General features: G+C 72.4%; 28 protein-coding genes and 2 pseudogenes. 19 read left to right on the top strand and 11 right to left on the bottom strand.

Annotated features, from left to right (window positions below; all coding sequences use genetic code 11):
* The first annotated feature begins 86 nt into the window (after window positions 1–86).
* Window positions 87–521 (top strand): ATP-binding protein, encoded by a 435-nt coding sequence (locus HDA41_RS39105; protein ID WP_184992613.1) that lies wholly within the window; start codon window positions 87–89, stop codon window positions 519–521.
* A 44-nt stretch (window positions 522–565) separates the two neighbouring features.
* On the opposite strand, the gene HDA41_RS39100 is transcribed toward HDA41_RS39105, so the two are convergent.
* Entirely contained in the window at window positions 566–937 is a 372-nt protein-coding gene (locus HDA41_RS39100; protein ID WP_184992611.1) for a PRC-barrel domain containing protein, read from the bottom strand.
* A 342-nt stretch (window positions 938–1279) separates the two neighbouring features.
* On the opposite strand from HDA41_RS39100, the gene HDA41_RS39095 reads away from it, so the two are divergent.
* The 9 genes and pseudogenes from HDA41_RS39095 to HDA41_RS39060 all read left to right on the top strand — a co-directional run bounded on the left by HDA41_RS39095 (window position 1280) and on the right by HDA41_RS39060 (window position 10753).
* Window positions 1280–1681: an STAS domain-containing protein gene (locus HDA41_RS39095; RefSeq protein ID WP_184992609.1), complete on the top strand. Its 402-nt coding sequence runs from the start codon at window positions 1280–1282 to the stop codon at window positions 1679–1681.
* A 262-nt stretch (window positions 1682–1943) separates the two neighbouring features.
* On the top strand, window positions 1944–2831 hold the full coding sequence (locus HDA41_RS39090; RefSeq protein WP_184992607.1) for an STAS domain-containing protein: 888 nt from the start codon (window positions 1944–1946) through the stop codon (window positions 2829–2831).
* A complete protein-coding gene (locus HDA41_RS39085) occupies window positions 2828–3247 on the top strand; it encodes an STAS domain-containing protein (RefSeq protein ID WP_184992605.1) in 420 nt (139 codons plus the stop codon). Before HDA41_RS39090 ends, HDA41_RS39085 begins: the two co-directional genes overlap by 4 nt.
* Window positions 3247–3687: an anti-sigma regulatory factor gene (locus HDA41_RS39080; protein ID WP_184994104.1), complete on the top strand. Its 441-nt coding sequence runs from the start codon at window positions 3247–3249 to the stop codon at window positions 3685–3687. The genes HDA41_RS39085 and HDA41_RS39080 overlap by 1 nt, the downstream gene beginning before the upstream one ends.
* A pseudogene (locus tag HDA41_RS42065) lies at window positions 3687–4136 on the top strand (anti-sigma regulatory factor); the annotation flags it as partial. The gene HDA41_RS39080 and the pseudogene HDA41_RS42065, both read left to right, overlap by 1 nt.
* A gap of 282 nt (window positions 4137–4418) precedes the next feature.
* Window positions 4419–5114 (top strand): annotated as a pseudogene (locus HDA41_RS42060) (SpoIIE family protein phosphatase); the annotation flags it as partial.
* Window positions 5111–6841, top strand: a complete 1731-nt coding sequence (locus HDA41_RS39070) for a PP2C family protein-serine/threonine phosphatase (protein ID WP_184992603.1) — start codon at window positions 5111–5113, stop codon at window positions 6839–6841. The pseudogene HDA41_RS42060 and the gene HDA41_RS39070, both read left to right, overlap by 4 nt.
* Window positions 6842–7057: 216 nt before the next feature.
* Window positions 7058–8428: an NAD(P)/FAD-dependent oxidoreductase gene (locus tag HDA41_RS39065; protein ID WP_184992601.1), complete on the top strand. Its 1371-nt coding sequence runs from the start codon at window positions 7058–7060 to the stop codon at window positions 8426–8428.
* Window positions 8429–8512: 84 nt separating this feature from the next.
* A complete protein-coding gene (locus tag HDA41_RS39060) occupies window positions 8513–10753 on the top strand; it encodes an FUSC family protein (RefSeq protein WP_184992599.1) in 2241 nt (746 codons plus the stop codon).
* A gap of 16 nt (window positions 10754–10769) precedes the next feature.
* On the opposite strand, the gene HDA41_RS39055 is transcribed toward HDA41_RS39060, so the two are convergent.
* The 5 genes from HDA41_RS39055 to HDA41_RS39035 form a co-directional block, all read right to left on the bottom strand.
* Window positions 10770–11204, bottom strand: coding sequence for a hypothetical protein (locus HDA41_RS39055; RefSeq protein WP_086602370.1), 435 nt, complete (start codon window positions 11202–11204; stop codon window positions 10770–10772).
* A gap of 28 nt (window positions 11205–11232) precedes the next feature.
* Window positions 11233–12072 carry a DUF1206 domain-containing protein gene (locus HDA41_RS39050; RefSeq protein WP_184992597.1) on the bottom strand — a complete coding sequence of 280 codons (840 nt, stop codon included), beginning with the start codon at window positions 12070–12072 and terminating at the stop codon, window positions 11233–11235.
* A gap of 219 nt (window positions 12073–12291) precedes the next feature.
* The gene (locus HDA41_RS39045; protein WP_184992595.1) at window positions 12292–12558 is read right to left on the bottom strand and encodes a DUF5133 domain-containing protein; all 267 of its coding nucleotides are present in this window, start codon (window positions 12556–12558) and stop codon (window positions 12292–12294) included.
* A 28-nt stretch (window positions 12559–12586) separates the two neighbouring features.
* Complete coding sequence (locus HDA41_RS39040) at window positions 12587–13450, bottom strand: SigB/SigF/SigG family RNA polymerase sigma factor (RefSeq protein ID WP_184992593.1); 864 nt, start codon at window positions 13448–13450, stop codon at window positions 12587–12589.
* A gap of 207 nt (window positions 13451–13657) precedes the next feature.
* Window positions 13658–14092 carry an ATP-binding protein gene (locus HDA41_RS39035; RefSeq protein WP_184992591.1) on the bottom strand — a complete coding sequence of 145 codons (435 nt, stop codon included), beginning with the start codon at window positions 14090–14092 and terminating at the stop codon, window positions 13658–13660.
* 242 nt (window positions 14093–14334) lie between these two features.
* Here HDA41_RS39035 and HDA41_RS39030 point away from each other — a divergent pair, with 242 nt between their 5' ends.
* The 3 genes from HDA41_RS39030 to HDA41_RS39020 all read left to right on the top strand — a co-directional run bounded on the left by HDA41_RS39030 (window position 14335) and on the right by HDA41_RS39020 (window position 16816).
* Entirely contained in the window at window positions 14335–14556 is a 222-nt protein-coding gene (locus tag HDA41_RS39030) for a hypothetical protein (RefSeq protein WP_184992589.1), read from the top strand.
* Window positions 14557–14621: 65 nt separating this feature from the next.
* Complete coding sequence (locus tag HDA41_RS42490) at window positions 14622–16100, top strand: aminotransferase class I/II-fold pyridoxal phosphate-dependent enzyme (protein ID WP_184992587.1); 1479 nt, start codon at window positions 14622–14624, stop codon at window positions 16098–16100.
* A gap of 260 nt (window positions 16101–16360) precedes the next feature.
* On the top strand, window positions 16361–16816 hold the full coding sequence (locus tag HDA41_RS39020) for a cyclic nucleotide-binding domain-containing protein (RefSeq protein ID WP_184992585.1): 456 nt from the start codon (window positions 16361–16363) through the stop codon (window positions 16814–16816).
* 4 nt (window positions 16817–16820) lie between these two features.
* Here the strand turns inward: HDA41_RS39020 and HDA41_RS39015 are convergent, their stop codons facing one another.
* Complete coding sequence (locus HDA41_RS39015) at window positions 16821–18113, bottom strand: MFS transporter (RefSeq protein WP_184992583.1); 1293 nt, start codon at window positions 18111–18113, stop codon at window positions 16821–16823.
* An 83-nt stretch (window positions 18114–18196) separates the two neighbouring features.
* Window positions 18197–18814 (bottom strand): LysE/ArgO family amino acid transporter, encoded by a 618-nt coding sequence (locus HDA41_RS39010; RefSeq protein WP_184992581.1) that lies wholly within the window; start codon window positions 18812–18814, stop codon window positions 18197–18199.
* Between the two features lie 81 nt (window positions 18815–18895).
* Here HDA41_RS39010 and HDA41_RS39005 point away from each other — a divergent pair, with 81 nt between their 5' ends.
* Entirely contained in the window at window positions 18896–19792 is an 897-nt protein-coding gene (locus tag HDA41_RS39005; RefSeq protein WP_184992579.1) for a LysR family transcriptional regulator ArgP, read from the top strand.
* Window positions 19793–19968: 176 nt separating this feature from the next.
* Window positions 19969–20220: a WhiB family transcriptional regulator gene (locus HDA41_RS39000; protein ID WP_184992577.1), complete on the top strand. Its 252-nt coding sequence runs from the start codon at window positions 19969–19971 to the stop codon at window positions 20218–20220.
* A gap of 51 nt (window positions 20221–20271) precedes the next feature.
* Here HDA41_RS39000 and HDA41_RS38995 read toward each other — a convergent pair whose 3' ends face one another.
* Window positions 20272–20715 carry a DUF6098 family protein gene (locus tag HDA41_RS38995; protein ID WP_184992576.1) on the bottom strand — a complete coding sequence of 148 codons (444 nt, stop codon included), beginning with the start codon at window positions 20713–20715 and terminating at the stop codon, window positions 20272–20274.
* A 145-nt stretch (window positions 20716–20860) separates the two neighbouring features.
* On the opposite strand from HDA41_RS38995, the gene HDA41_RS38990 reads away from it, so the two are divergent.
* Window positions 20861–21211, top strand: a complete 351-nt coding sequence (locus tag HDA41_RS38990) for a DUF488 domain-containing protein (protein ID WP_184992573.1) — start codon at window positions 20861–20863, stop codon at window positions 21209–21211.
* 23 nt (window positions 21212–21234) lie between these two features.
* Here the strand turns inward: HDA41_RS38990 and HDA41_RS38985 are convergent, their stop codons facing one another.
* Together HDA41_RS38985 and HDA41_RS38980 are read right to left on the bottom strand one after the other, a co-directional pair.
* Window positions 21235–22908, bottom strand: a complete 1674-nt coding sequence (locus HDA41_RS38985; protein WP_184992571.1) for an FAD-binding dehydrogenase — start codon at window positions 22906–22908, stop codon at window positions 21235–21237.
* 16 nt (window positions 22909–22924) lie between these two features.
* Window positions 22925–23563, bottom strand: coding sequence for a TetR/AcrR family transcriptional regulator (locus HDA41_RS38980; RefSeq protein ID WP_184992569.1), 639 nt, complete (start codon window positions 23561–23563; stop codon window positions 22925–22927).
* Window positions 23564–23662: 99 nt separating this feature from the next.
* On the opposite strand from HDA41_RS38980, the gene HDA41_RS38975 reads away from it, so the two are divergent.
* The 3 genes from HDA41_RS38975 (at window position 23663) to HDA41_RS38965 (ending at window position 26419) form a co-directional block, all read left to right on the top strand.
* The gene (locus tag HDA41_RS38975; RefSeq protein ID WP_184992567.1) at window positions 23663–24286 is read left to right on the top strand and encodes an alpha-ketoglutarate-dependent dioxygenase AlkB family protein; all 624 of its coding nucleotides are present in this window, start codon (window positions 23663–23665) and stop codon (window positions 24284–24286) included.
* 112 nt (window positions 24287–24398) lie between these two features.
* On the top strand, window positions 24399–25145 hold the full coding sequence (locus HDA41_RS38970) for an MBL fold metallo-hydrolase (protein ID WP_184992566.1): 747 nt from the start codon (window positions 24399–24401) through the stop codon (window positions 25143–25145).
* 41 nt (window positions 25146–25186) lie between these two features.
* Window positions 25187–26419 carry a DUF4032 domain-containing protein gene (locus tag HDA41_RS38965; RefSeq protein WP_184992564.1) on the top strand — a complete coding sequence of 411 codons (1233 nt, stop codon included), beginning with the start codon at window positions 25187–25189 and terminating at the stop codon, window positions 26417–26419.
* Window positions 26420–26428: the final 9 nt, after the last annotated feature.

Below are 26428 nucleotides of genomic sequence, written 5' to 3'. Positions count from 1 at the left end.
CTCGGGAACACGCAACAGTGGCGACGCATGAGAAAGGACGACAGCCCTGACGGCAGCCCTTGCTGACGCCGGGCCGGAAAGGCGATATGTCAACCGAGCCGCGTGGGGATGACGCACTGACCTCCGAGGAGATTCCGAGCCGCACGAACAGCTTCGTGGGCGAGCCGCACGACGTGACGGGCGCGCGGCTGGCCGCGGAGGAGTTCCTGCGTGATCTGTCACACTCCTCGCCACCCTCTGCCCCCGAGTACTGGGACGACATCCTGTTGGTGGTGACGGAACTGGCCGCCAACGCGGTCCAGTACGCGCCGGGTCCGTTCGCGCTGCGGATGCGCCGGACCTTCGACGGAGTGCACGTGGTCCTGCACGACACCAGCTCCACGGAGCCTGCTCCGCGCCCGTTCGATCCGCGCAGCGGGGGCGGTGGCATCGGCTGGCATCTGATCCACACCTTGTGCGACCAGGTCAGCGTGGTGAGCGACGAGCGGGGCAAGGACGTGCACGTGTTCCTGCCCTGGTGAGCCGGGAGCGTCACGGGCGCGGGTGCGCCCGTGACGCCCAGGGCTCAGGCCGAGGTCGTCGCTCGCGGCGGCAGCCGGTCATAGTAGTCGCCCACGGTCGTGAGGTACTCCCGGTCCCGGGTCTCGCTGTCGGTCTGGAATCGGGGTGCCGCCTTGGCGTCCGCCCTGGTGCAGGCCAAGGTGATCTTCCGGCCCTGCGTGTCGATGCCGGTGACGACTCCGGCCGGCACCAGGACACTGCGGCCGAACACCCAGACTCCGGTGTCGACGACCAGGTGCCGCATGCCGTGCGGGGCGGCCTCGCGGTCCACGTGCCCGATCGTGCCGTCGGTCGCGGCGACGGTGAAACCGGTCAGGTCCTGCCCTTCGACGTAACCGCTGCCCGGCGCGTACGACCAGATTCTGTCGATGGCCACGCTGCTCCATCCTCCCTGACGGTGTGCGGATCGCGGAGCCCGACGGGCGGTTTCCGCCCACCTCGCTCCACAGCAGCAATTACCCTCCTGCCGCAAGCGCATTCGGCGCACACACGTTCCACCGTACGCCGTCGTCGGCGGGCTGCGGCAAGCTTCCTCCTCCCGGGGGCATGGAGGGCGGTTTCCGGGGTAATCGCGGGGGCGCGGTGGAAACGGAGCCCGGTAGCGAAGGGAGGCACATGAAAAACGGCAGCAGAGCCCGCACCACGACCGGCATCCCCGCGCACCGCGGTCATCCCCAGAGGTGACCTGCCCAGGCCGCAGCATTTGTTGGAGGTACCCGTGCCCCTCGCCCAGAACCCGCTGTCCGTGGAAGTCGAAGTGCCCCGGGAGGACGTGGCGCTGATCACGGTCGACGGCTACCTGGACGTCGACACCGCGACCGAGTTCCAGGCCCATCTGGCCAACCAGCTCCACCACGGCCGACGGCACTTCCTGCTCGACCTCTCGTCCGTGCCCTTCATGGACTCGTCCGGGATGAACATCATCCTGCGGGTGTACCAGGAGACCCGCAGGACCGCCGGCAGTGTGCACGTCATCAGCCCGACACCCGCGGTGCGGCGCGTCCTCGACCTGACCGGCGTCAGCATCACGGTGCCGATATCGGAGAGCGTCGAGGAGGCTCTGGCCCGCGCCGACGACATGCCGGACACCCCCGAGGAGCCGGGGGTACAGAGCGCCTGAGGGGCCGTGCCTCTCGGGCACCACCACGCGCGGTGGGGGCGGCGTTCCGGTGCCGTCGCTCCGCTCCGTCGGCCGGCGGCTCGTCCTTCGAGCGCCGGTGACGGCGGTGGCCAACCCCCGTTCCCCTGAACCGGATCGCTTGCGCCGGATCCGGTGTCGTACGAGGTCGGCGCATGGTTAGAGTTGTCGCCCGGCAAGTGTCACAGCGCCGTCCCGTTGCCTGAGGCGGGCTCGGTCGACGCAACGCGGATGAGGAGAAAAGGTGCCGGAGCACGAAGCGGACGGACAGCTCGCCACGCCGACGCACGAGGTCAGGGACTTCCTGCACCGCCGGCGTGAACAGATCGCCCAGCGGTGGGCGGACGAGCCCCTGTTCCGCACCGTGTTCACCGTCTCGCGCGACGAGGCGGTGGAGGCGGGCAAGGTCGTCGTGGACGCGCTGGCCCAGGTGGCCGACTCGGATCAGGTGGAGGACCCGGACGCCGCGGGGTTCAGCGGGGTGCGCGAGCAGCTGGCCCGGATGGGCGTGGCCCGCTCGCGTGCCGGGCTGTCGAACACCCAGGTCTCCAGCGAGCTGGCCGCCCTGCGGCCGCCCGTGGAGAACCTGCTGGCCGCCGATCTGGAGCAGGCGCCGCCCGAACATCTGCGGGCGTGTTCGACCGCGCTCACCGTGCTGATGGGCACCCTGCGGCTGGTCGCCATGCAGACGGCCCTGAGCGAGTGGCAGGCGCTCAGCGACCGGCAGCGGCTGCAGCTGATGGAGGTGGCGACGCCCGTCATCCGGCTGTGGGACGGCGTCGTGGCCGTGCCGCTGATCGGGACGCTGGACAGCGCCCGCAGCCAGGTGGTGATGGAGACGCTGCTGAACGCCGTCGTCGACCAGCACGCCCGGTTCGCGATCCTCGACATCACCGGGGTGCCGACGGTGGACTCGCTGGTCGCGCAGCACCTGATGAAGACGGTCGCCGCGGCGCGGCTGATGGGCGCCCAGTGCATCGTCTCGGGCATCCGCCCCGCCATCGCGCAGACCATCGTCCACCTCGGTCTGGACCTCGACGTGATCACCCGCGCGAGCCTCTCCGACGCGCTGAGGTACGCGCTGCACGAGCTCGGCGCGGACATCGTGAATCCGGGTGCGGGTCAGCGGTGAGCGACGCGTACTCCCACCCCGTCACGGGCCACGTGCCGGTTCTCCGGCTCGGTGACGTCCTGCTGGTCACGCTCCAGGGAGACCTGCACGACAGCACGGCTCAGCAGCTCCAGCAGGACCTCGCGGAGACCATCTCCCGTACCGGGGTGCATGGTGTCCTCATCGACATCTCCGGTGTGGAGATCGTCGACTCCTTCCTCGGCCGGGTGCTGGCCGAGATCGCCGCGCAGGCCAAGCTGCTGGCCGCGCGGACCGTGGTGGCCGGCATGCGCCCGGCGGTCGCCATCACCCTGGCGGAACTGGGCCTGACGCTGCCGGGGCTGACCACGGCGCTCAGCACGGAGGCGGGCATGGAGCTCCTCTCGCAGCAGACCCCGGCGTACCGTCCGGGCGGCCCGCGTCAGGAGAGTCCGTGATGCACACTGCCGCGGGCGTGGAGGCCTGCTTGCCCATCCGGTCGGACATGGACCTGGTGTGGGTGCGACAGCACGTGCGGCAGGCCGCGGCCCGGCTCGGCTTCGGCCTGGTGGAGCAGACCAAGCTCGTCACGGCGGCCAGCGAACTGGCCCGCAACACCCTCGTGCACGGCGGCGGCGGGCAGATGGAGGCGACCCGGGTCAGCAGCGGGAGCGCGCAGGGACTCCGGCTGGCCTTCACCGACGAGGGGCCGGGCATCGCCGACCTGGACCAGGCGCTCAGCGACGGCTACACCTCCGGCGGCGGGCTGGGGATGGGGCTGAGCGGCGCGCGGCGCCTGGTGCACGACTTCGACATCGACAGCACGCCGGGCGACGGCACCACCGTGCGGGTGACCTGCTGGGTGGCCCAGCCGCCACGGCCGCGCGAGGAGGCCTGATGCCACGCGTGTGGGACGTCCCGGTGCGCGACTCGACGCGGGTGCGCGACGCGCGGGTCGCCGCGGAGGGCGCGGCGGCGCTGGCCGGACTCGACGAGCGGCGCACCGCGGCCGCCGCGCTGGTCGCGACGGAGCTCGCGACGAATCTGCTCAAGCACGCCGAGGGCGGTCAGGTGCTCATCGACGTGGTGGCGCCGCCCGCGCCGCGGGAGGGCGGTACGGAGTCCCGGGTCGTGCAGATCGCCGCGATCGACCACGGTCCGGGCATCGCGGACGTGCCCGGGGCCCTGCGCGACGGTTTCTCCACGACCAGTTCGCTCGGCGCGGGCCTCGGCACGTGTCAGCGTCTCGCCGACGACTTCGCCCTGCACAGCACGCCCGGCCGCGGCACGGTCGCGGTGGCCCGCGTGGGCGGCACGCCCCGCGGTGGCGGCGGTCCGGCCGTGCGGGTAGGGGCCGACTTGGTGTCGGGAGGCCGGGGGCCGGCGGATGGTGCGGCTGTTCCGGGTGCTCCGGCCTGGTCCGACGGCGGGGACTCCGCCGGTGGCTGGTGGCCGGGCGGTGCCTCACAGACCGGCGAGGCGCCGGTGGGGGCCGCGGCGTGCGGCGCCCTGACGGGGCACGCGGCGGTGCCCGGCGGCGGCGCACCGGGCTTCGCCGGGCAGGCCGGCGGTGTGCCCTGGGACAGTGGTGTCCTCGGGCACGAGCCCGCTTCCCAGCCGGTCTCCGGTGGTCCGGGCGGCGAGGTGCGGGGGCCCGGCGCACCGGGGCCCGAAGGGCGGCCCGGCCCGTCGGGTGACCGGTCCGTGCCCGTCGTCGGCGTGCGGGCCGGAGGCGTCAACATCCCCTACGCCGGAGCCGAGTACTCGGGTGACGCCTGGGCGTGGGTGCGTTCCGGGGACCTGCTGACGCTGATGCTGGCGGACGGTCTGGGGCACGGCCCGGAGGCGGCCCGGGCCTCGTCCGCCGCGGTCACGGCGCTGCACCGCTGGGCTCATCTCACGCCCGCCGAGTCCTTGCGGCGGCTCCACGACGCGCTGAAGGGCACCCGGGGCGCTGCCGTCGCCCTGGCCCAGCTCGACGTGCGGGCCGGGCGGCTGCGGTTCGCCGGCATCGGGAACGTGGGCGCGCGGCTGCGCGCGGACGGCACCTGGCGTCCGCTGCTGTCGCGGCCCGGCATCGTCGGCGTGCACCGGCCCGCCACCCTCCGCGAGGAGGAGGCCGACTGGGCGGCCGACCGGCTGCTGGTCCTGCACACCGACGGCCTGCCCAGCCGCTGGACGCCGCCGTCCGACGCCGGTCTGCCCGCGGCCGACCCGGCCGTGACGGCCGCCGTGACGATACGTGACGCGAGCAGTCCCGCCCGTCCGGTGCGGGACGACACCGCCGTGGCCGTGCTGACCCCGACCCCGCCGGAACGCCCATGATGCGCACTTGGCAGATCACCACCGTCACCGACGCGGCACGCGCCCGCATCGCCCTCGCGCGCCTGGCCGCCGCGTACGGTGTGCCCACCGTCGAACGGACGAGGCTGGCCGCCGCCCTCAGCGCCCACCTGCGGCAGTGCCTCACCAAGGGCGGCACCTGGCTGCTCACCCTGGACATGGCCGGGTCCCCGGCCGAGGAGGGGCTGCTGCACGCCGTGGTGACGCCGTCACCGGACGTGTCCGCCGCAGCCGGGGAGCCGCCGTGGGAGGTCACGGTTCCCTGCCCCGAGGAGGCCCGGGTCACGGAAGGCGGCGCCGTCGAGGACGATCCCGCCGCTCTCGCGGAGGCGCTGCTCGGCGCCGACGAGGACACGGCCGTGGTGCTGGACAAGCTCACCGAACAGGAGGATCTGGTCGCCTTCCACCGCGAGGAGCTGCACCAGACGAACCAGGGCGTCCTGGCGCTGCACGCCGAGCTGGACGCGGCCGGCCGGGCCCAGCGCGAGGCCTTCGCCGCCGAGCGCAGCGCCCGCAACGAGGCGGAGAGCGCCCGCCGCAGACTGACGTTCCTCGCGGACGCGAGCGCCGTGCTGACGGCCTCGCTCAACCACGAGGAGATCGTGCGCCGGCTGCCGGACCTGCTGGTGCCGGAGTACGCCCGCAGCGTCGACGTCTGGCTGTTCGAGAACGAGGACGACAAGCACCGGGCGGCGCCGCATCCGGCCGCCGCCGTGGTCGCGGCCCGTACCGGGCGGCCGCAGTACGCGGCCGACCATCCCGGCGGCCTGCCCGGCGTCGACGACCACCCGCCGTCCGCGTTGGATCCCACGCGGCCGCTGCTGTGCGTTCCGCTGCCGACGCGGCGGGCGCCGCTGGGGGTCCTGACCCTGTCGCCGCCCGGTGCGCGCTGGGACCCGGACGACGCGGTGATGCTGCTCGAGCTCACCCGGCGGGCCAGCATCGCGATCGACAACGCCCGGCGCTTCGAGCACAACCGCGACATCGCCGAGACGCTGCAACGCGCCCTGCTCACGGATCTGCCGGCCACGCCGGGCCTCAGCCTGGCGGCCCGCTATCTGCCCGCCACACACGGGCTGAACATCGGCGGTGACTGGTACGACGCGTTCCCCCAGCGGGACGGCGGTCTCATCACCGTCGTCGGCGACGTGACGGGACACGGTCTGCACGCGGCCGTCATGATGAGCCAGCTGCGCACGGCGCTGCGGGCGTACGCCGTCGACGGCGACAGCCCGGGCCGGCTGCTGACCCGGCTGCACCGGTTCCTGCACCATCTCCAGCCGGACCTGTACGCCACCGCCGTCATCGCCCGGCTCCACCCGGACGAGCCCACGCTGACCTGGGCCGCCGCGGGCCATCCGCCGCCGGTGCTGCGGCTGCCCGACGGCACCGTGCGCACGCTCGACGCCAAACCGGGCGCCATGCTGGGCATCCCCCTGACCCAGGAGATCGGCGACCACACGGTCCGTCTGTCGCCCGGCTCGACACTCGCGCTCTACACGGACGGGCTGGTCGAACGGCGCGCGCAGGGCATAGACCCGGGCATCGAGCGGCTGGCCTCGGCGCTCGGCGGGTTCCGTTCGGCGGAGCTGGACGCGGACCTGGAGGGCTCGGCGGACCGGATCCTGCATCCGCTGCTGAGTGACTCGGAGCGCGACGACGACGTGTGTCTGCTGCTGTGTCACATCCAAGGGGACGCCGAGTCCTGACGGCAGGCCGCGTGGCCGTGTGTGCACGCGTTCTTCACTCCCGCCTGGTGCTTTTCGGCCACGGGGCGGGCATGGTGGTGATCGACGCGTTCGTCTGCCTGCCGCGTCCGACTGGCGTGCCGGTCGGAGACGCGGTGGGATCAATGGGGTGCGAACCAGCGATCCAGGGGCAGTCGATAGGCGTTCGAGGCAGACCGCCTGGAGCCGCAGAAAGGGATGAACACCGTGACACGACCCAGGATCCTGGTGGTTGGCGCAGGCTTCGCCGGCGTGGAGTGCGTCCGCCGTCTGGAACGGAAACTCTCCCCGGACGAGGCCGACGTCACGCTGGTGACGCCGTTCGCCTACCAGCTCTACCTGCCGCTGCTCCCCCAGGTCGCCTCCGGCGTGCTGACGCCGCAGTCGATCGCCGTCTCGCTGCGCCGCAGCAAGAAGTACCGCACGCGGATCATTCCGGGCGGGGCCATCGGAGTCGATCTGAAGTCCAAGGTCTGCGTCATCCGCACGATCACCGACCAGATCGTCAACGAGCCGTACGACTACATCGTGCTGGCACCCGGCAGCATCACCCGCACCTTCGACATCCCGGGGCTGACGGACCACGCGTTCGGGATGAAGACGCTCGCCGAGGCGGCGTACATCCGTGACCACGTCATCTCGCAGCTGGACCTGGCCGACGCGAGCCAGGACCCGGACGAGCGGGCCTCGCGGCTCCAGTTCGTGGTGGTCGGCGGCGGCTACGCGGGCACCGAGACCGCGGCGTGCCTGCAGCGGCTGACGCACGCGGCCGTCAAGCGCTACCCGCGGCTGGACCCGGGCCTGATCAAGTGGCACCTGATCGACATCGCGCCGAAGCTGATGCCGGAGCTCGGCGAGAAGCTCGGCAGCAGCGCGCAGGAGATCCTGCGCCGGCGGGGCATCGACATCTCCCTCGGCGTCTCCATCGCGAAGGCGGGCCCGGAGGAGGTCACGTTCACCGACGGGCGGGTGATCCCGACCCGCACGCTCATCTGGACGGCCGGGGTCGTCGCCAGTCCCCTCATCGCCACGCTGGGCGCGGAGACCGTCAAGGGGCGGCTCGCGGTCGCCCCCGAGATGAACCTGCCGGGCAACGACGGGGTGTTCGCGCTCGGCGACTCGGCCGCCGTGCCCGACCTGGCCAAGGGGGACGGGGCCATGTGCCCGCCCACGGCGCAGCACGCCCTCCGGCAGGGCCGGCACGTCGCCGACAACGTCATCGCGTCGCTGCGGGGCGGGCCGTTGCGGCCGTACGTCCACAAGGACCTGGGGCTCGTCGTCGACCTCGGCGGCACCGACGCGGTCTCCAAGCCGCTGGGCATCGAGCTGCGCGGCCTGCCCGCCCAGGCCGTCGCACGCGGCTACCACTGGTCGGCGCTGCGCACCAACGTCGCCAAGACCCGGGTGATGACGAACTGGCTCCTCAACGCGGTCGCCGGTGACGACTTCGTGCGGACCGGGTTCCAGGCCCGTAAGCCCGCCAGGCTGAAGGACTTCGAGTACACCGACGCCTACCTGACCCCGGAACAGGTGCGGGCACACGTCGAGGGAACCGCCCGGCAGGAGTAGGACCGGGCCGGAGGGGGCCTTCCGCTCGTGGCATGTCATGCTGAGGTGCGGATCTTGGTGTGAGTCGGGAGAGAGTGCGGCGGCGTGAGGGCAGCGGGACGGTCGGTGCGGGCACGACTGCGGGACCGGATCGCGGCGTCCGACCCGGGGCTGCTGCGCCTGACGGCCGGGCTGCGGACGGTCGGCGCCATCGCCCTCACGCTGGCCGTGCTCGCCCTGCTCGGGGCCGATGTGCACCTGCTGGTGGCGGGGGCCATGGCGGCGATGGTCGCCACCTTCGCCATCAGGGAGAAGCAGCTCGGCGCGCAGGCCGTGACGCTGGCGCTGGGCCTTCCGGTGGCGCTGGTCTCCGTGACGCTGGGCGCGGTGCTCAACGCGCGTCTGTACGTCGGTGACGTCTTCTTCGTCGTCCTGATCTTCTGCGCGGTCTACGGCCGCCGGTTCGGCGACCGTGGCACCGCGCTCGGGCTGATCGGCTTCCAGGTCTACTTCCTGTCCCTGTTCGTCGGCGCCGAGATCTCCTCACTGCCCCCGCTGTGCGGTGCCATCGCCCTGGCCTTCTGCGCCAGTGCCGTACTGCGCTTCGCGGTCGTGCCCGCGACGCCCACGGGCGTCCTGCTGCGGCTGCGCCTGGCCTTCCGCGCCCGGCTGGCCCAGCTGGTGTCCGCGCAGCTCGACCTTCTCGACGCCGGCCCGGACGAGATGGACAAGGCCCTGGAGGCCGTCCGCGAGGGCACCGCGCGGCTGCACGAGACGGCGATGATGATCCAGGCGCAGCTGGAGGACGGCACCCCCGACGAGTCGGCGGCCCGTCTCGTGCAGCGACGTATCGCGGACGCCGAGATCGCCGCCGAGAGGCTGGGCCTGCTGCTGCTGACCGCCCGCAGCGCCGAACGGGCCGACACGCTCACCCTGCACCTGCCGGGCGCGCCCGCGCCGTCGGTGGGGCAGCTGGCCGTGCCGGACGAGGCCACCGCCACGCTCCGCCGTGATGTCCAGGCGCTGCGCGCCCTCGTGCTGCGGGCCGGGAGCGGCGACTCGGGGACCGCCCTGGCCCATGTGCGCAACCGGCTCCTCGGCTATCGGGACGAGGAGAACCTGCCGCCCGCGCCCGCCGCCGTCCAGGACGTGTTCCGTGGCATCGGTGAGGCGGCCCGCTCGGTTCTCGGTCTGCGGATCGCGCTGGACGGCCCGCTGGACGAGTCCGACGACACCCCCGCGACCGCCCGCTCCCGCGAGGAACTGGACGCGGAGGACGCCGCGATCGACGGCGGCGAGGAGCCGGCACAGGAGCAGGAGACGGGGCTGCGGCGCCCCACCACGCGCGCGGCCGTGCAGGTCGCCGTCGGGTCGACGCTGGCGATCGTGGGCGGCGAGCTGCTGTCCACGCAGCGCTGGTACTGGGCGGTGCTGACGTGCTGGATCGTTTTCCTGAACACCGCCTCGACGGGCGAGATCCTCGTCAAGGGCTACCGCCGGCTGCTGGGCACGGTGTTCGGCGTGGTGGCCGGAATCGTCCTGGCAGGTCTGGTCGGGCAGCACACCTGGACGGCGTTCGCGCTGGTCCTGGTGCTGATCTTCGCGATGTTCTACGTGGCGCCGCTGTCGTACACGCTGATGTCGTTCTTCGTCACCGCGATGCTGGGGCTGCTGTACACGCTGCTGCACACCTACAGCCTCGACGTGCTCCTGCTGCGGGTGGAGGAGACGGCGCTCGGTGCGGCCTGCGGGGTGATCGCGGCGGCGCTGGTGCTGCCGGTGCGGACCGACCGCCGTACGAACGAGCTGCTCGGCACCGTCCTGGACCGGCTGGCCGAGGTCACCGAGGCCGCGGTCGGCCAGCTGAGCGGCGGGGCGGCGGACGAACTGCTGGACAGGGCGCGCGACCTGGACCAGGCGCTGGCCGACCTGCGGGCCGCCACACAGCCGCTGACCCATCCGGTCACGCCGCTGCGGGCCCGGCGCCACACGGCGCGGTACGTGGTGGCGCTGCTGGAGACCTGCGCGTACCACGCGCGGACACTCGCGGCCACCGCCGAGCTGCTGCCCACGCATCCCTCGATCGCGGCGGACCCCCGGCTGCGCGGGGCCGCGGGGCGCACCGTGCGCAACATCGAGACCATCGCGGCCCGGGTCGCGGACGAGCATGCCGCCGCACGCGTCGAGACGGGGCCGAGCATCGCCTCGCTGCTGGGGTCCGACGCCGGCACACCGCGCTACGGGCGGATCACCGACCGCGTGCTGCGGCATCTGGAGCGGCTGGACGAGGCCGTGGTGGGTCTCGCGCGTCCGCTGGGCGTGCCGATGGCGGAGCCCCGGGCCTGAGGGGACCCGGGGCCGCTCAGAAGTCGGTGGGCAGTCCGCTCACCTCGGCGATGCCCCGCAGTTCCTCGGTCTGCCGGTGCCGTTCCTTGATGTAGTCGGCGATCTCGCCGAGGCGGACCGGGTCGGACGCGGTGGACGCGTCCGTGACGATCCTGACCGGGCCGGTCTCGTCGACGTCGAGCTCTATCACTTCGTTGTCCAGGCGGCCGGTGACGGCGGTGGCGATGACGAGGGCCACCTCGTCACGGACCTCCTGGGGCAGTTCGTCGTTGGCCCCTGAGTCGAGTGCGAAGTCGAGGCTGGACAGGCGCTCCTCGTCGATCGCCTCGAGGACCGGTTCCACCACGCGCATCAGGAGGCGGTAGTCCTCCGTGTCCATCCGGATGCGCAGGAGGTCCAGGTACATGTCCACGGGCCGGCCGTCGCCATGCGGAATCTCGGAATCGCTCATTCGCTTCGTGTTCCCCGCATGACGCGGCTCAGACGCGGCGCCAGCGGGCCATGGCGAAGGAGAACACCCCGAACAGCACCAGCCCGGCCGCGACGAAGACCAGCAGCCAGGGGCCGAGGGGGGTGTCGGCGAAGCTGCGCAGGGTGTCGTCCAGGCCCTTGGCCCGGTCGGGCTCGTAGTCGACCGCGGCACGGACGGCGAACACGCCGGCCATGGCGAACACCAGCCCTCGGGCGACGCCGCCGGCCACGCCGGTGACGTCCACCAGCCGCCGTGTCCGGGGGCTCATCTGCCCGAGCCGGAGCTTGTCGTGGTACTTGCGGAGCACCGCCCGTACGCCGATCCACCCGCCGGCCGCGACGATCGCGAGACCGGCCGCGCCGACCAGCCACTGGCCGGCGGGCATCTCCAGAGCCCTGGCGGTGGCGTCCTGGGACTGCCGGTCGCTGGATCCGGAGCCACTCCCGCCGCGGTTCGCCGCGAAGGACAGCACGGAGTAGGCGACGAAGGCGTAGAACACGAAGCGGGCCGTCGCCAGCAGCCGCTTGCGTGCGCTGCGGCCGTCCTGTCCGACGGAGCCGAACAGCATCTCGGACAGCCGCCACAGGGCCATGCCGACGAGACCGATGCCCAGCGCCCACAGCAGCACCGCGCCGAACGGCTTCTGCGACAGTTCGGCCAGGGCTCCCCCGCGGTCGGCCTGCTCGCCCTTGTCGCCGAAGGCGATCTGAAGCGCCAGGGCCCCGACGAGCAGATAGATCACACCCCGGGCGGCCAGTCCCGCCCGTGCCGCCCCCTCGGTCACCGAACCCCGCGCCGCGCGCCTGGCCCGGATCCGACCGCCTTGTGCCATCGCACTCGTGTTCATGTCGACCTCCCGGCACTCCGGATGCCCCAGCTCGGGCACCACACACCCGGTTCGACCGCCGGACCAGGGGATTCCGGTCACGGCGGGCCCTGCTGCGCGGGTTTCAGGACCGAAACAGTCCTGTGTCGTGACATGCAGGGGCCCGGCCGACGGCTGTCGCCGTCGGCCGGGCCCCTGCGGTTGCCACGCCTTTCCCCTCAGGTCATGCGCGCGCTCCGATCACGCGGGCGCCGGGGTCGGCATGCGCTGCCCGGTGACCGTGGGCGGGGCGGTCTCGCGGACCGGTGCGGGTGCGGTCGCGAGCCACTGGTGAGCGACCTCCAGGGCGCGCTCGACGTCCCGGGTGCCGGTGGACACGCACAACGTGTACGCCAGGTCACGTGTCCGTGAGTTCAGGTCGGCCGGTTCGCTCGCTGCCACGGCGGCCGACAGTGCCTCGTACTCGTTGACGAGGCGGCGCAGCACAGCGGGATGGGGCCTCAGCATGTTTTCCTCGCTTTTCGGGGGTGGGGGGTCAGGCCGTCGTGGAAGTGCCGCCGTTGCCGCGGGTGCCCGTCCGCTGCCCCAGCACCTCGTCGCGCACACGGGCGCAGCTGCGGCTGATGAGGCGGGAGACGTGCATCTGGGAGATGCCCAGGTGGTCGGCGATGCGGCTTTGTGTCATGTCCTCGAAGAAGCGCATGTAGAGGATGGCCCGTTCGCGTTCCGGCAGGCGGCGCAGGCCTTCCTTGGCGGATTCACGGTCGACCACGATGTCGTAGGAGGAGTCGGCCGCTCCGAGGGTGTCCGCGAGGCTGTAGCCGTCGTCGTCCGCCGAGAGCTCGGCGTCCAGCGACAGGGTGCTGAAGCTGTCCAGCGCCTCGAGACCGGCACTGACCTCTTCCTCGCTCAGGCCGGTGTGGGTGGCGATGGCCGCCACGGAGGGTTCGGGGCTGCCCGGGTTCTGGGTGAGTTCACGGCGTGCCACCCGCACCTTGTTGCGCAGTTCCTGCACACGGCGGGGGACCCGCAGGGCCCACATGCGGTCCCGGAAGTGCCGCTTGACCTCGCCGGTGATGGTGGGGACGGCGTAGCTCTCGAAGGCTCCCCGGCTCGGGTCGAACCGGTCGATGGCCTTGACGAGCCCCAGGGCGGCCACCTGGCGGAGGTCCTCGATGGACTCTCCGCGGTCGCGGAAGCGGCCGGCGATGCGGTGGGCCATGGGCAGCCACAGCGTGACGAGCTCGTCGCGGACGGCTTCCCGCTCGGGCCCTTCCTCCAGCTCTGCCAGCCGGGCGAAGAGGGCCGCGGTGTCCGGAGCGTCGTCGTGCCGCCGCCGGGTGGTGGTGGTCGTCGTTTCGGGCGTGCCGGGACGGTTGGTGGGCGTATCGATGAGCATGCGGATTCGCTCCTGAACAACGATGGTTTCAGGGACTTGCCGCGGGAGCGTCGCTGCCCGGATCGCCTGGAGGGCCTCCGGGGCAGTCATACATACCGCTCCCGCTGGCGCGCCTCCGGTCCGAAGCACGAATGTGCGTCTGCCCTGCCCCCGGTGGAGCAAACTCCACTTTGCTGTGCAATCTGGAGGCAATCGCTCCTCTGCCGCTCAGGAAAGGGGCACGACGGCGGTGATGCACTTGCCGCCGGCGGGCAGGTCCGACACGCGGACGTCGCGGGAGAGCCGGCAGACGATGGGCCAGCCGTGGCCGCCGTGCCGCAGCCGTCCGTGCGGATCGGTGGGTGGCGCGGTCACCGGCAGTTCGTCGCTGCGGTCGCTCACCGAGACGCGTACGCCGGGGCCGTCGACGTCGACCCGGAAGTCGGTGACTCCGCCGCCGTGCAGGATCGCGTTGGTCGTCAGCTCCGAGGCGACCAGCAGCGCGTCGGACAGGGCGTTCGCGTCACACGCGGTGTGGGTGGTGCGGCAGCGCTCGGCCACCGCGCGCTCCACGGCCCGGCGTGCCTCGGCGGGTTTGCACGGCCGGGTCCGGTGCGCGCCGGGCGGCTCGAATATCGATTCGATCATGTGCTCGTCGCACATCCTTAAGCTCCCTGCTTCGATCAGGACATGAGCCGGGTCCGGACCGCGTACCGTGGCCACCCGCCCGGGCACGCCTCGGGCTCACGAACCCGCTGTTCCTCCTCATTCGGCTGACCTCTCCCCGCACCTGCAAACCTCGGTTCGCCCCGCTGCCCGAAAAAGAACCCGAAATGCCCCCTGGGAGCCCCGGGACGGCCGTGAATCGATGCCATCACCAAGCGACTTCGGGGTACGCGGTGCTCATGACCGATGTGGTGGATTCGGACGAACTGCTGCGGCGCATCCAGCGCGCGAGGGACTGCGCGGTGCGCGAGGAGCAGACATGGCGGAGCAGGAGCGAGGAACTGGACGCGACCGACCCGCAAGGGGCCCGGGACGCGACCGTGCGGCGGATGTCCTACGAGGCGGTGCTGAAGGTGCTGGACGAGATCGTGACTCCGGGGAAACACGCCGCGGAGGGCTGACCAGGAGGGCCGGTGCCCGATGACGGGCCCGGAATGTGAGGGCACGTGCCGGGAACCCGGTGCGCATGACAGCCGACCACACCCGAGCACCGGTCCTGGAAGCCCTGGACGCGTACCGCCGCAAGGGACATCTGTCGTTCACGCCGCCCGGGCACAAGCAGGCCCGGGGCGCCGACCCGGCGGTCCGGGAGGTCCTCGGTGACGCGGTCTTCCACGGCGACGTGCTGGCCTCGGGCGGTCTGGACGACCGGCTCACCCGGGGGCGCGTGCTGCAGCGCGCCCAGGAGCTGATGGCCGACGCGGTGCACGCCGAGCACACGTTCTTCAGTACGTGTGGGAGTTCCCTGTCGGTGAAGGCCGCGATGCTGTCGGTCGCCGGGCCGCACGAGAAGCTGCTGATCGGGCGTGACGCCCACAAGTCGGTGGTGGCGGGGCTGATCATCTCCGGTATCGAGCCGGTCTGGGTCGAACCGCGTTGGGACGCCGAGCGCCACCTGGCCCACCCCCCGTCCGCCGAGGACTTCGACCGGGCCTTCGACGCCCACCCGGACGCGCGCGGCGCGCTGGTCACGAGCCCCACGCCGTACGGCGGCTGCGCGGGTCTGCGGGCGGTCGCCGAGGTGTGCCACCGGCGTTCGCGGCCGCTGATCGTGGACGAGGCCTGGGGTGCGCATCTGCCGTTCCATCCCGATCTGCCGTCCTGGGCGATGGACGCGGGCGCGGACATCTGCGTGACCAGCATCCACAAGATGGGCAGCGGGCTGGAGCAGGGCTCGGTCTTTCATCTCCAGGGCGATCGGGTCCCGCCGGCGCTGCTGGGGATGCGCGCGGACCTGCTGGGCACGACGAGCCCGTCGGTGCTGATCTTCGCGGGTCTGGACGGCTGGCGGCGGCAGATGGCGCTGCACGGCGAGAAGCTGATGGGCGGCGCGCTGGAGCTCGCGGCCGAGGTCCGGTCCGCCATCGAGGAGATCGACGGGCTGCACGTCAACGGCCGGGACGATTTCTGCGGCCCGGGCCTGTCCGACGATCTCGACCCGCTGCCCGGCGTCATCGACCTCGACGGGCTCGGGATCACGGGCTTCCAGGCGGCGGACTGGCTGCGCGAGCACCGGCAGATCGACGCGCATCTGGTGGACCACCGCCGGATCGGCGCGCAGATCACCCACGGCGACGACCGGGAGACGACCGGGCAGTTGCTGGAGGCGCTGCGGGACCTCGCGCGGGCCGCGCGGGGCCTGCCCCGGGCGCCGCGGGTGGAGATGCCGTCACCCGCGGAGCTGCGGATGGAACAGGCGGTGCTGCCCCGGGACGCGTTCTTCGGCCCGGCCGAGGACGTGCCGGTGGCGCGGGCGGCCGGGCGGGTCGCGGCGGAGATGATCACGCCGTATCCCCCCGGCATCCCGGCGGTCCTGCCGGGCGAGCGCCTCACCGAGCCGGTGCTGGCCTACCTGCGGACCGGACTGGCCGCGGGCATGCACCTGCCCGACCCCACGGATCCGGAGCTGGGGACGGTCCGGGTCCTCGCCGAGGACGCGGAGTGAAGTGAAACGGGTCACGCAACCCGGTACTGGGTACGCGCACGCCCCCTGGATGGTTTACGGTTCATTCATACGTGGTGACGGAGTCGACTCACTGTCCTCCGCACCACCGCTTACGGCCCTGGCTGGTCTCCCCCGTCCAGCCAGGGCTTTTTCATGCCCCGGGAAAGTTCTGCACGCCGAGGTGCCCGGGGCCCCGCCAGCGGCTGAAATGGGCGTAGGGAAAACAACCGGAAGACGACCGCCCCGGCGAGGAGCTCCGCATGACCAAAGCGATCAAACTCCTGACCGCCCTGCCTCCGCCTCAACGGCAGCGTCTGATGACGCTCGCCCGGGAGGTGTCCTTCTCCGAGGACACCCGGATCTTCGAGGCGGGCGGCGCGGCCGACCGCTTCTGGGTCATCCGCTCCGGCGCGGTCTCCCTGGACCAGCAGGTGAACTCGCTCCAGCGGGTGACCGTGGCCAGCCTCGGCGCCGGCGACCTGCTCGGCTGGTCCTGGCTGTTCCCGCCGTACACCTGGGACTTCGGCGCGGTGGCCTTCAGCCCCGTTCGGGCCTACGAGTTCGACGCGAGGGCCGTGCTGGCTCTGTGCGAGGAGGACCCGGAGCTCGGGATGATGCTGGTGCGGAACGTCGCCGAGGTGCTCGCGCACCGGCTGGAGATGACCCGGGGCAAGCTGATGGAGCAGTACACCCTGCACCGGCGAGGCGCCCTGTGAGACGTCAGACGCGGTAGCGCCGCAGCGCCGGTACGGTGGCGGCCAGCGTCAGCATCACGGCGACGACCAGCAGCCCGCCGCCCGCGACGGCGGTACGGGGGCCGAAGGCGGAGCCCGCGGTGCCGTGCAGCACGTCGGCGAGGCGCGGGCCGCCCGCCACGACGACGGTGAAGACGCCCTGCATGCGGCCGCGCATCTCGTCGGTCGCGGCGGACAGCAGGATCGCCCCGCGGAAGACCATCGACACCATGTCGGCCACCCCGGCCACGGCCAGGAACGCCACCCCCACCCACAGGTTGCCGCTCAGCCCGAAGCCCGTGATCGCCACGCCCCAGACGACCACCGACCCGATGACCATCCAGCCGTGCCGGCGGGCCCGGGAGAAGGTGCCGGAGAACAGTCCGCCGAGCACGGCACCGATGGGGATCGCCGCGAACAGCAGACCCAGAGCCAGGCCCTCGCCGTACGGCGCGTAGGTCTGTGCGGCGAGCTGCGGGAACAGGGCCCGGGGCATGCCGAGGACCATGGCGATGATGTCGGCGAGGAACGACAGCAGCAGCACGGTGTGCCCGGAGATGTAGCGGAAGCCGGCGACGATCTCCGTCACGCCCGCGCGGCGGGCCGCCGTGCCGGCCAGGGGCGGCAGCGCCGGCAGCCGGTACACCGCCCACACCGTTACGCACAGGGCCAGCGCGTCGACGAGGTACAGCTCGGGCAGTCCGACGACGGGGATGAGAGCACCGGCGAGCAGCGGGCCCGCCACCTGGCCGGTCTGCATCACGGTCGAGCCGAGGGCACCCGCGGCGGGCAGTTCGTCCGCGGGGACGAGGCGGGCGATGGAGGCGCTGCGGGCCGGCGCGTTCAGGCCCCAGAGGGCCTGCTGCACAGCGAGCAGCACCATGAGCGCGGCCACCGACTCCAGGCCGGTGAAGGCCTGGAGCCAGAACAGCAACGAGGTGACGGCGATGCCGCTGTTGGTGATCAGCAGCAGCTTGCGCCGGTCCATGCTGTCGGCGATCGCCCCGCCCCACAGGGCGAACACGATCAGCGGCACCAGGCCGGCCAGGCTCGCGCCGCCGACCCACGCCGAGGAGCCGGTGATGTCGTAGATCTGCTTGGGCACGGCGACGGCGGTGAGCTGGCTGCCGACGGCCGTGACGATGGTCGAGCCCCACAGCCGCCGGTAGGCCGGGCGGCGCAGGGGGCGGGTGTCCATGGCCCAGCGCCGCCGGCCGCGCCGCCGGGCGCCCTTCGGCGGCGGATCCTGCCCGCCCGTCGTGCTCTCGCTCGTGTCCACTCGCCGCTTCCTGGATGCTTGCTACACCTACCCGGCCGGGGATCACTATCGCACCAGCCGCCGGGCGCCCAGGAGCCGAGGTCTCAGCTTCCGGCGATGAGCACGGCACCGAGCACGATCATGGTGGCGGCCACCAGGCCGTCCAGGACCCGCCAGGCGGACGGCTTGGCGAGGAAACGGCCGAGCATCCGGGCGCCGAAGCCGAGGGCGGCGAACCAGCACAGGCTGGCCAGCACCGCGCCGAGGCCGAACGTCCAGCGCAGCGGGCCGTGGTCGGCGGCGACGGAGCCGAGCAGGAAGACGGTGTCGAGGTAGACGTGCGGGTTGAGCCAGGTCATCGCCAGACAGGTGAGCACGGCCCGGCGGCGTGATCCGGCCGCCTCCCCGTCCGTCCGCAGCGCGCCGCCGTCCGGCCGGAACACCCGCCGGGCGGCCAGGGCGCCGTAGCACAGCAGGAACGCGCCGCCGATCCAGCCGATCACCGTCAGCGCCCCCGGCCACGCCACCACCACCGCGCCGACGCCGCCGACCCCGAGCGTGATGAGGGCGGCGTCGGACAGGGCGCAGATGCCGACGACGGCGAGAACGGCGTCGCGGCGGACCCCCTGGCGCAGGACGAAGGCGTTCTGGGCGCCGATGGCGACGATGAGGGACAGTCCGGTGCCGAATCCCGCGGCTGCGGCGGTGAAGGTGCTGGTCATGGCCGTGACGCTACGGACCGGCCCGTCCCAGGTACAGCTAAGGATTCTTACGTATCGTTAGCAGGCGTGATGACCGACGGGATGACTGATCTGCCTCTGGACCAGGTACGGACCCTGCTGGCGGTCGTGGACGAGGGGACGTTCGACGCGGCGGCGGCCGCGCTGCATCTGACGCCGTCGGCGATCAGCCAGCGCGTGAAGGCGCTGGAGCAGCGCACGGGGCGGGTGCTGCTGCTGCGGACCAAGCCGGTGCGGCCGACCGAGTCGGGCGAGGTGCTGGTGCGGCTGGCCCGGCAGGTGGCGCGGCTGGAGCGCGACGCGTACGCGGAGCTCGGGCTGAGCGGCATCGGGGAGCCGACCCGAGTGTCGGTGGCGGTGAACGCGGACTCGCTGGCCACCTGGTTCCTCCGGGTGCTCACGCGCGTCCCGGAGGAGCTGCGGCTCTACTTCGAACTGCGCCGCGAGGACGAGGACCACACGGCGGCGCTGCTGCGGGAGGGGGTGGTGATGGCGGCGGTGACCTCGTCGCCGGATCCCGTGCCGGGCTGCTCCGTCCGGTCGCTGGGGCGGATGCGTTACCTCCCCGTGGCGGCGCCGGACTTCGCCGCGCGCCACCTCGACGGGCCGCTGGAACAGGTGCTCCTCGACCTGCCCGTGGTGGCGTTCGACCGGCGGGACGACTTCCAGGACGGCTTCGTGCGCCGGCTGACCCGGGGGCGGAGCGGCGCGAGCGCGCTGCGGCACTACGTGCCGACCTCGGAGGGTTTCGTCGAGGCCGTGGCCGCCGGACTGGGCTGGGGCCTGGTGCCCGAGGCCCAGGCGAACCCGCTGCTGCGCACCGGGCAGCTGGTCGGGTTCGCCCCGGGCCGGACGGTGGACGTGCCGCTGTACTGGCAGCAGTGGAAACTCGACTCGCCCGCGCTGGCGCAGGTGGCTCAGACGGTGACGGCGACCGCCGGGGAGGCGCTGCGGGCGTGACGCCCTGCGCTCGCGCCCGTTCCCTTGATCTGCTGACGGACCACGGCTCGCCCTGGGCATGCGCGAGCGGTGAGCGGTTGTCCGGGGCGCCGCTGTTTCACCACGCATCGACAGGTCACCCGAGAAGGAGTAAGCATCCGAGAGGCACGTTTCTACTGCGATCGCAGGTGACTTCGATGGACAACTGGCGAGACCACGCTGCCTGCCGGCACGAGGATCCCGAGCTCTTCTTCCCGATCGGCACCTCCGGCCCGGCCCTACTGCAGACGGAGCAGGCCAAGGCGGTGTGCCGGCGCTGCCCCGTCCAGGAGCAGTGCCTGGAGTGGGCGCTGGACACGGGGCAGTCCATCGGTGTGTGGGGCGGGACCAGCGAGACGGAACGGCGGGCGCTGAAGCGCCGCGCGGCGGCCCGGCGCCGCTCCGGCTGACATCCCAGTCCCCCTGGGGGCTGCCCCCCGGGGGGCAGCCCCCAGGGGGATTCAGCTGCGACGCAGCGGTCCCCAGGGGTTTTCCTGCCGGGACACCTCGGCCTTCGCCTCGTCGATCACCTGCTGGTCGATCCAGCTCATCGGCCGGGTGTCGGTGACCAGCGGTTCGTTGTCGGGTCCGCGGGAGGTCTCCTTGCCCGCGAGCACCCAGGGCCGTATACCGGGCCCCTTCTCGTGCGGCAGGTGGGCGTAGTCGTGCAGGCGACGGGCCACCCACACCCGCACGGGCCGGTCCTCCCACCAGTCCTCCACGTCGAGCGGGTTGGCGGACAGGCCGGGCATGGACACGCCCGTCAGCTCGTCGGTGCTGGACACGTCGCGGAGATCGGTCGCGGGGCCGCGCGACCAGCGGACGTACAGGCCCTGATGCCGTTCGACCAGCTCGGTGAGCTCGGCGAGTGTGCGCACGACCGGCAGGTCGTCCGATCCGCTCATGTCGGGACCTCCTCCCTCGACGCCGTCAGGCGGACGGAGTACCCGCTCGGCGCGAGCGGAATCGGCTGTTCGGCGAGGCCGGATGCCGGGCACCCGGTCAGGGTTACGCCCGCGGCACACCCGCCCGTCGCAGAAGGGGCCGAGCATGAGCGTTCGCGTACGCCGCGTCTACGATCCGCCCGAGCCGGAGGACGGGGTGCGTGTCCTGGTCGACCGGCTGTGGCCGCGGGGGGTGGCGAAGGACGCGGCACGGGTGGACGAGTGGCCGAAGGCGATCACCCCGTCGACGGAGCTGCGCCGCTGGTACCACGCGGGCGAGGGCTCGTACGAGGAGTTCGCCGGGCGGTACGAGGCGGAACTCGCCGCCGACGAGGCGGCCGAGCTCCTCGGCCACGTCCGTGACCTGGCCCGCAAGGGCGACGTGACGCTGCTGACCGCGTCGAAGACGCCGGGACAAAGCCACGCCGCGGTGCTGGCCCGCCTCGTGAAGAGCTGAGGAGGCGGGCCGTCCGGGCACGGTCAGGCGGTCTGCTTCGCCGCCGCCCGGCCCGCCGCCCGCCCCGAGAAGAGGCAGCCGCCGAGGAAGGTGCCCTCCAGCGCGTTGTAGCCGTGGACACCGCCGCCGCCGAATCCGGCGACCTCCCCGGCCGCGTAGAGCCCCTCGACCGGCTTGCCGTCGGTCCCCAGGGCGCGGGAGTCGAGGTCGGTCTGGATGCCGCCGAGGGTCTTGCGGGTGAGGATGTGCAGCTTGACGCCGATGAGGGGACCGGCTGCCGGGTCGAGGATGCGGTGCGGGGTGGCGACCCGCCCGAGGCGGTCGCCGATGTAGCGGCGGGCGTTGCGGATGCCCTGCACCTGGGCGTCCTTGGCGTAAGGGTTGGCGATCTGGAGGTCGCGGGCCTCGATCTGGCGCTTGATCCCGGCCGCGTCGAGGAGCGGCTTGTCGGTGAGCCCGTTCATCTTCTCGACGAGCTGTTCGACACTGGGCGCGGTCACGAAGTCGGCGCCCTTGCGCAGGAACGCGTCGACCGGCCCGGGCGCGCCCTTGCCGAGGATGCGTTCCTTCAGGAACCCGGCGCGGTCCTTGGCGGTGATGTCGGGGTTCTGCTCGGAGCCCGACAGGGCGAACTCCTTCTCGATGATCTTCTGGGTGAGGATGAACCAGGAGTGGTCGTACCCGGCGATGTCCTCGGTGGTACGCAGGTGCTTCAGGGTGCCGAGGGTGTCGTAGCCGGGCAGGTACGGCCCGGGCAGGCGGCGGCCGAGGGCGTCGAACCACATCGAGGAAGGGCCGGGCAGGATGCGGATGCCGTGGCCGGGCCAGATCGGGTCCCAGTTCTGAAGGCCCTCGGTGTAGTGCCACATGCGGTCCCGGTTGACCAGGCGTACGCCCGCCTCGGCGCTGATGTCGAGCATCCGGCCGTCGACGTACGCCGGTACGCCGGTGACCATCTCCCCCGGCGGGGTGCCGAGGCGCTCGGGCCAGTAGCGGCGGACGATGTCGTGGTTGGCGCCGATGCCGCCGCTGGTGACGATCACGGCCTGGGCGGTGAGTTCGAACTCGCCGACCGGGTCGCGGTTGGAGGCGACGCCGCGCGCTGAGGTGTCCTCGGCCAGCACGGTGCCACGCACGCCGCGCGCGGTGCCGTCCTCGACGACCAGTTCGTCGACGCGGTGGCGGTGGTGGAAGGTGAGCAGGCCGTCGCGCGCGGCCTGCTCGGCGTAGCGGACGAAGGGTTCCACCACACCCGTGCCGGTGCCCCAGGCGATGTGGAAGCGGGGCACGGTGTTGCCGTGCCCGTGCGCCGTGAGGTCGCCGCGCTCGGCCCAGCCGACGGTGGGCAGGAACGTGATGCCGTGCCCGTGCAGCCAGGACCGCTTCTCCCCCGCGGCGAACTCGACGTAGGCGCGCGCCCAGCGCACGGCCCAGGAGTCCTCGTCCTCCAGCCGGTCGAAGCCGGCGCTGCCCCGCCAGTCGCTCCAGGCGAGGTCGAAGGAGTCCTTGATGCCCAGCCGCCGCTGCTCCGGCGAGTCGACGAGGAACAGCCCGCCGAAGGACCAGAAGGCCTGTCCGCCGAGGTTGGCGGCGTTCTCCTGGTCGACGAGGGCGACCCTCCTGCCCCTGCTGGTCAGTTCGTGTGCCGCGACCAGGCCGGCGAGGCCCGCTCCGACGACGATGACGTCGGCATCCATGGCGACGTTCCCTTCTTCAGTTCTGCCTGTGGTCGGGGGTGCCGCTGCCGTCGGTCAGCAGGGCCGTGAGCAGTTGCTTGAGCCAGGCGCGGGCGTGCTCGACGTCCCGGTCCAGCAGCAGTTGGGTGGTGACGCCGTCGTAGGCCGCGACCACGGCGTGGGCGGCGCCGTCGGTGTCGCCCAGTACGGCGGGCAGTGCGGTGTGGCCGCGGGCCCGGGCGAGCCGGTCGGCGATCGCCTGCCGCAGCCGCGCGCGGTGTTCGAGGAGACTGCGGGCCACGTCCGGGTCGCGGGCGGCGTGCACCAGGAAGTCCGTCTTCACGAGGAGCCAGTTCCGGTCGAGGAGCAGCACGTCGGTGACGCGGTCCACGGCGGCGGGGACGTCGAGGCCGGGTCCGTCGAGGGCGAGGGCCCCGGACACCTGCTCCGCGATCAGCTCGGCCCGCTCCTGGTAGAGGGCGAAGAACAGCTCGTCGAGGCTGGAGAAGTTGGAGTAGAAGGCGCCTCTGCTGTAGCCGGCGGCCTCGCAGACCTCCTCGATGGAGACGTGCCCGAAGCCTTTGGCCGCGAACACGGAGAACGCCGCGTCCAGGAGCTTGGCACGGGTGCGGACACGGCGCCTGGTCACACGCCCGGTCGTTCCCCCCATGGCCATGACCACCCCTTTCGATACAGGACTGTATTCGATACACCGACGTATCGAAAGCCAGGAGTTTTATGGAACATGTTTTCGATTACGAGGTACGCTGGATACATGCACCTCCAGGGCTCTCTGTTCGACCAGGCCGACGAGCTGCGGCTCGGGCCTCTCGACGGGATCAGCCGTACCCACCTGGGTTTCGGCGCCTGGCTCGACGTCCTGCCCGGGTGGCTCAGCGGTTCCGACGTGCTGTTCGAACAGCTGGCCGCCGAGGTGCCGTGGCGGGCGGAGCGGCGCACGATGTACGACCACGTCGTCGACGTCCCCCGGCTGCTCGCGTTCTACGGCGCCGGGGACCCGCTGCCGCACCCGGTCCTGACCGAGGCGCGCGACGCGCTGAGCGCCCACTACGGCGAGGAACTGGGCGAGCCGTTCACCACGGCCGGGCTGTGCTACTACCGCGACGGCCGGGACAGCGTGGCCTGGCACGGCGACCGGACCGGGCGCGGGGCCCGCGAGGACACGATGGTCGCCATCCTGTCGGTGGGAGCGCCCCGGGACCTGCTGCTGCGCCCCATGCGGGGCGGCCGCGACACCGTGCGCCGGCCACTGGGCCACGGCGACCTGATCGTGATGGGCGGCTCCTGCCAGCGCACCTGGGAGCACTCCGTTCCCAAGAGCACGCGCGCGACGGGCCCGCGCATCAGCATCCAGTTCCGCCCGCACGGCGTGCAGTGAGCCGGAACGCCCCGGCACCGCGGGCCCGTTGAACCGGACCCGGCGATTCCGCCCGCCGTGGGGTCTGCTTTCCTTCTCTCGTCGGGCTGGGACCACACAACGCGAGGCGATCATGCGGGCGGACGTACACCACGTCGCGGACGGCACCTATCTGGTGCACGGCTCCAACACCAACTGGGTGATCCTCGCGGAGGGGGACGCCGTCACGCTGGTCGACACCGGCTACCCCGGCGACCGGGAGCAGCTCCTCGCCTCGCTCGCGCAGGTGGGAAGCTCCCCGGAGGCGGTCGCCGCGGTGCTGATCACGCACGCGCACAACGACCACCTGGGGTCCGCCGAGTACCTGCGCGCCACGTACGGCACGCCCGTGTACCTGCACGAGGCCGAAGTGCCGCACGCGCGCCGGGAGTTCCTGCACCAGGTGTCCGTCGGGACGGTGCTGAGGAACAGCTGGCGGCCTGGTGTGCTGCCCTGGGTGGTGCACGCGCTGCGCTCCGGCGGCACGACGCACAACCCGGTCACGGCCCCGGAGCCGTTCCCGGCGGCCGGTGCCCTGGACCTGCCCGGGCGGCCCGTGCCGGTGCACACGCCGGGCCACACCGACGGGCACTGCGCCTACCACCTGCCGGGCACCGGGGTGCTCGTCTCCGGCGACGCCCTGGTCAGCGGGCACCCCACCTCGCGGGTCGAGGGACCGCAGCTGCTGCCGGACATGTTCCACCACGAGCGCCCCCGTGCCGTGGCCTCCCTGGACCTGCTCGCGGAGCTGGACGGCGAACTGCTGCTGCCCGGGCACGGTCCGGTCCACCGCGGCTCGTTGAAGGACGCCGCGCACCGGGCCCGGGAGCGCGCCCTCTAATCTGAGGTGACGATCAGCGGCGAGACAAGGACACCCGGCCCATGGCACTTCAGATCAGCGCGACCAACCCGGAGCATCCCGCGCTTCTGCTGGACCTGCCGTGGGACCTGCCCTTGGAGGAGTGGCCCGACGAGTACCTCGTGCCGCTGCCGCGCGGTATCTCCCGGCACGTGGTGCGCTACTCCCGGGCTGGCGACGAGGTCATCGCCGTCAAGGAGCTGGCCGAGCGGCCCGCGCTGCGGGAGTACGAACTGCTGCGCGACCTGGACCGGATCGGCATCCCGGCGGTGGACCCGCTGGCCGTGGTCACCGGCCGTACCGACGCGGACGGCGCCCCGCTGGAGAGCGTGCTGATCACCCGGCACCTGGGCGGGTCGATGCCGTACCGCTCGATGTTCGAGACGACCATGCGCCCGGCCACCATGCACCGGCTGATGGACGCGCTCGCCGTGCTCCTGGTGCGGCTGCACCTGGCCGGGTTCGCCTGGGGCGACTGCTCGCTGTCCAACACCCTCTTCCGGCGCGACGCGGGCGCCTACGCCGCGTATCTGGTGGACGCCGAGACCGGTGACCTGCATCCGCGGCTCAGCTCCGGGCAGCGCGAGTACGACCTGGACCTCGCCCGCGTGAACATCAGCGGGGAGCTGCTGGACCTGGAGGCGTCCGGGGCGCTGCACCCGTCCGTGGACCCGGTCGAGTTCGGCATGGAGATCTGCGCCCGCTACCGCGGCCTGTGGGACGAGCTGACCCGCACCTCCGTCTACCCGGCCGGCAAGTACCACTACATCGAACGCCGGATCCGCCGCCTGAACGACCTCGGCTTCGACGTCGCCGAGATGCAGATCGAGCACGCCTCGAACGGCGACACGGTCACCTTTGTGCCCAAGGTCGTCGACGCGGGCCACCACCAGCGCCAGCTGCTGCGCCTGACCGGGCTGGACACCGAGGAGAACCAGGCCCGGCGGCTGCTGAACGACCTGGAGAGCTGGATGGCTACCCAGGACGACTACGCCCCGGGCGATCCCCTCGGTGCCCGCCCCGAGGTGCTGGCCCACCGCTGGGTGCGGGAGGTGTTCCGGCCGACCGTGCGGGCCGTGCCGCCCGAACTGCGCGGTTCGGTGGACCCGGCGGAGATCTACCACCAGCTCCTCGAACACCGCTGGTACCTGTCCGAGCGGGCCCAGCACGACATCGGCATCGAAACGGCGGTCGAGGACTACATCAAGAACATCCTCCCCAAGGCCCGCAAGACGCTTCAGCCGACGGCGGAGTGAGCCGCAGCC

The sequence above is a fragment of the Streptomyces caelestis genome (assembly GCF_014205255.1).
Classification (GTDB): domain Bacteria; phylum Actinomycetota; class Actinomycetes; order Streptomycetales; family Streptomycetaceae; genus Streptomyces; species Streptomyces caelestis.
The sequence above is the reverse complement of the archived record's forward strand: the minus strand, read 5'-3'. Positions and strand labels throughout refer to the sequence as shown.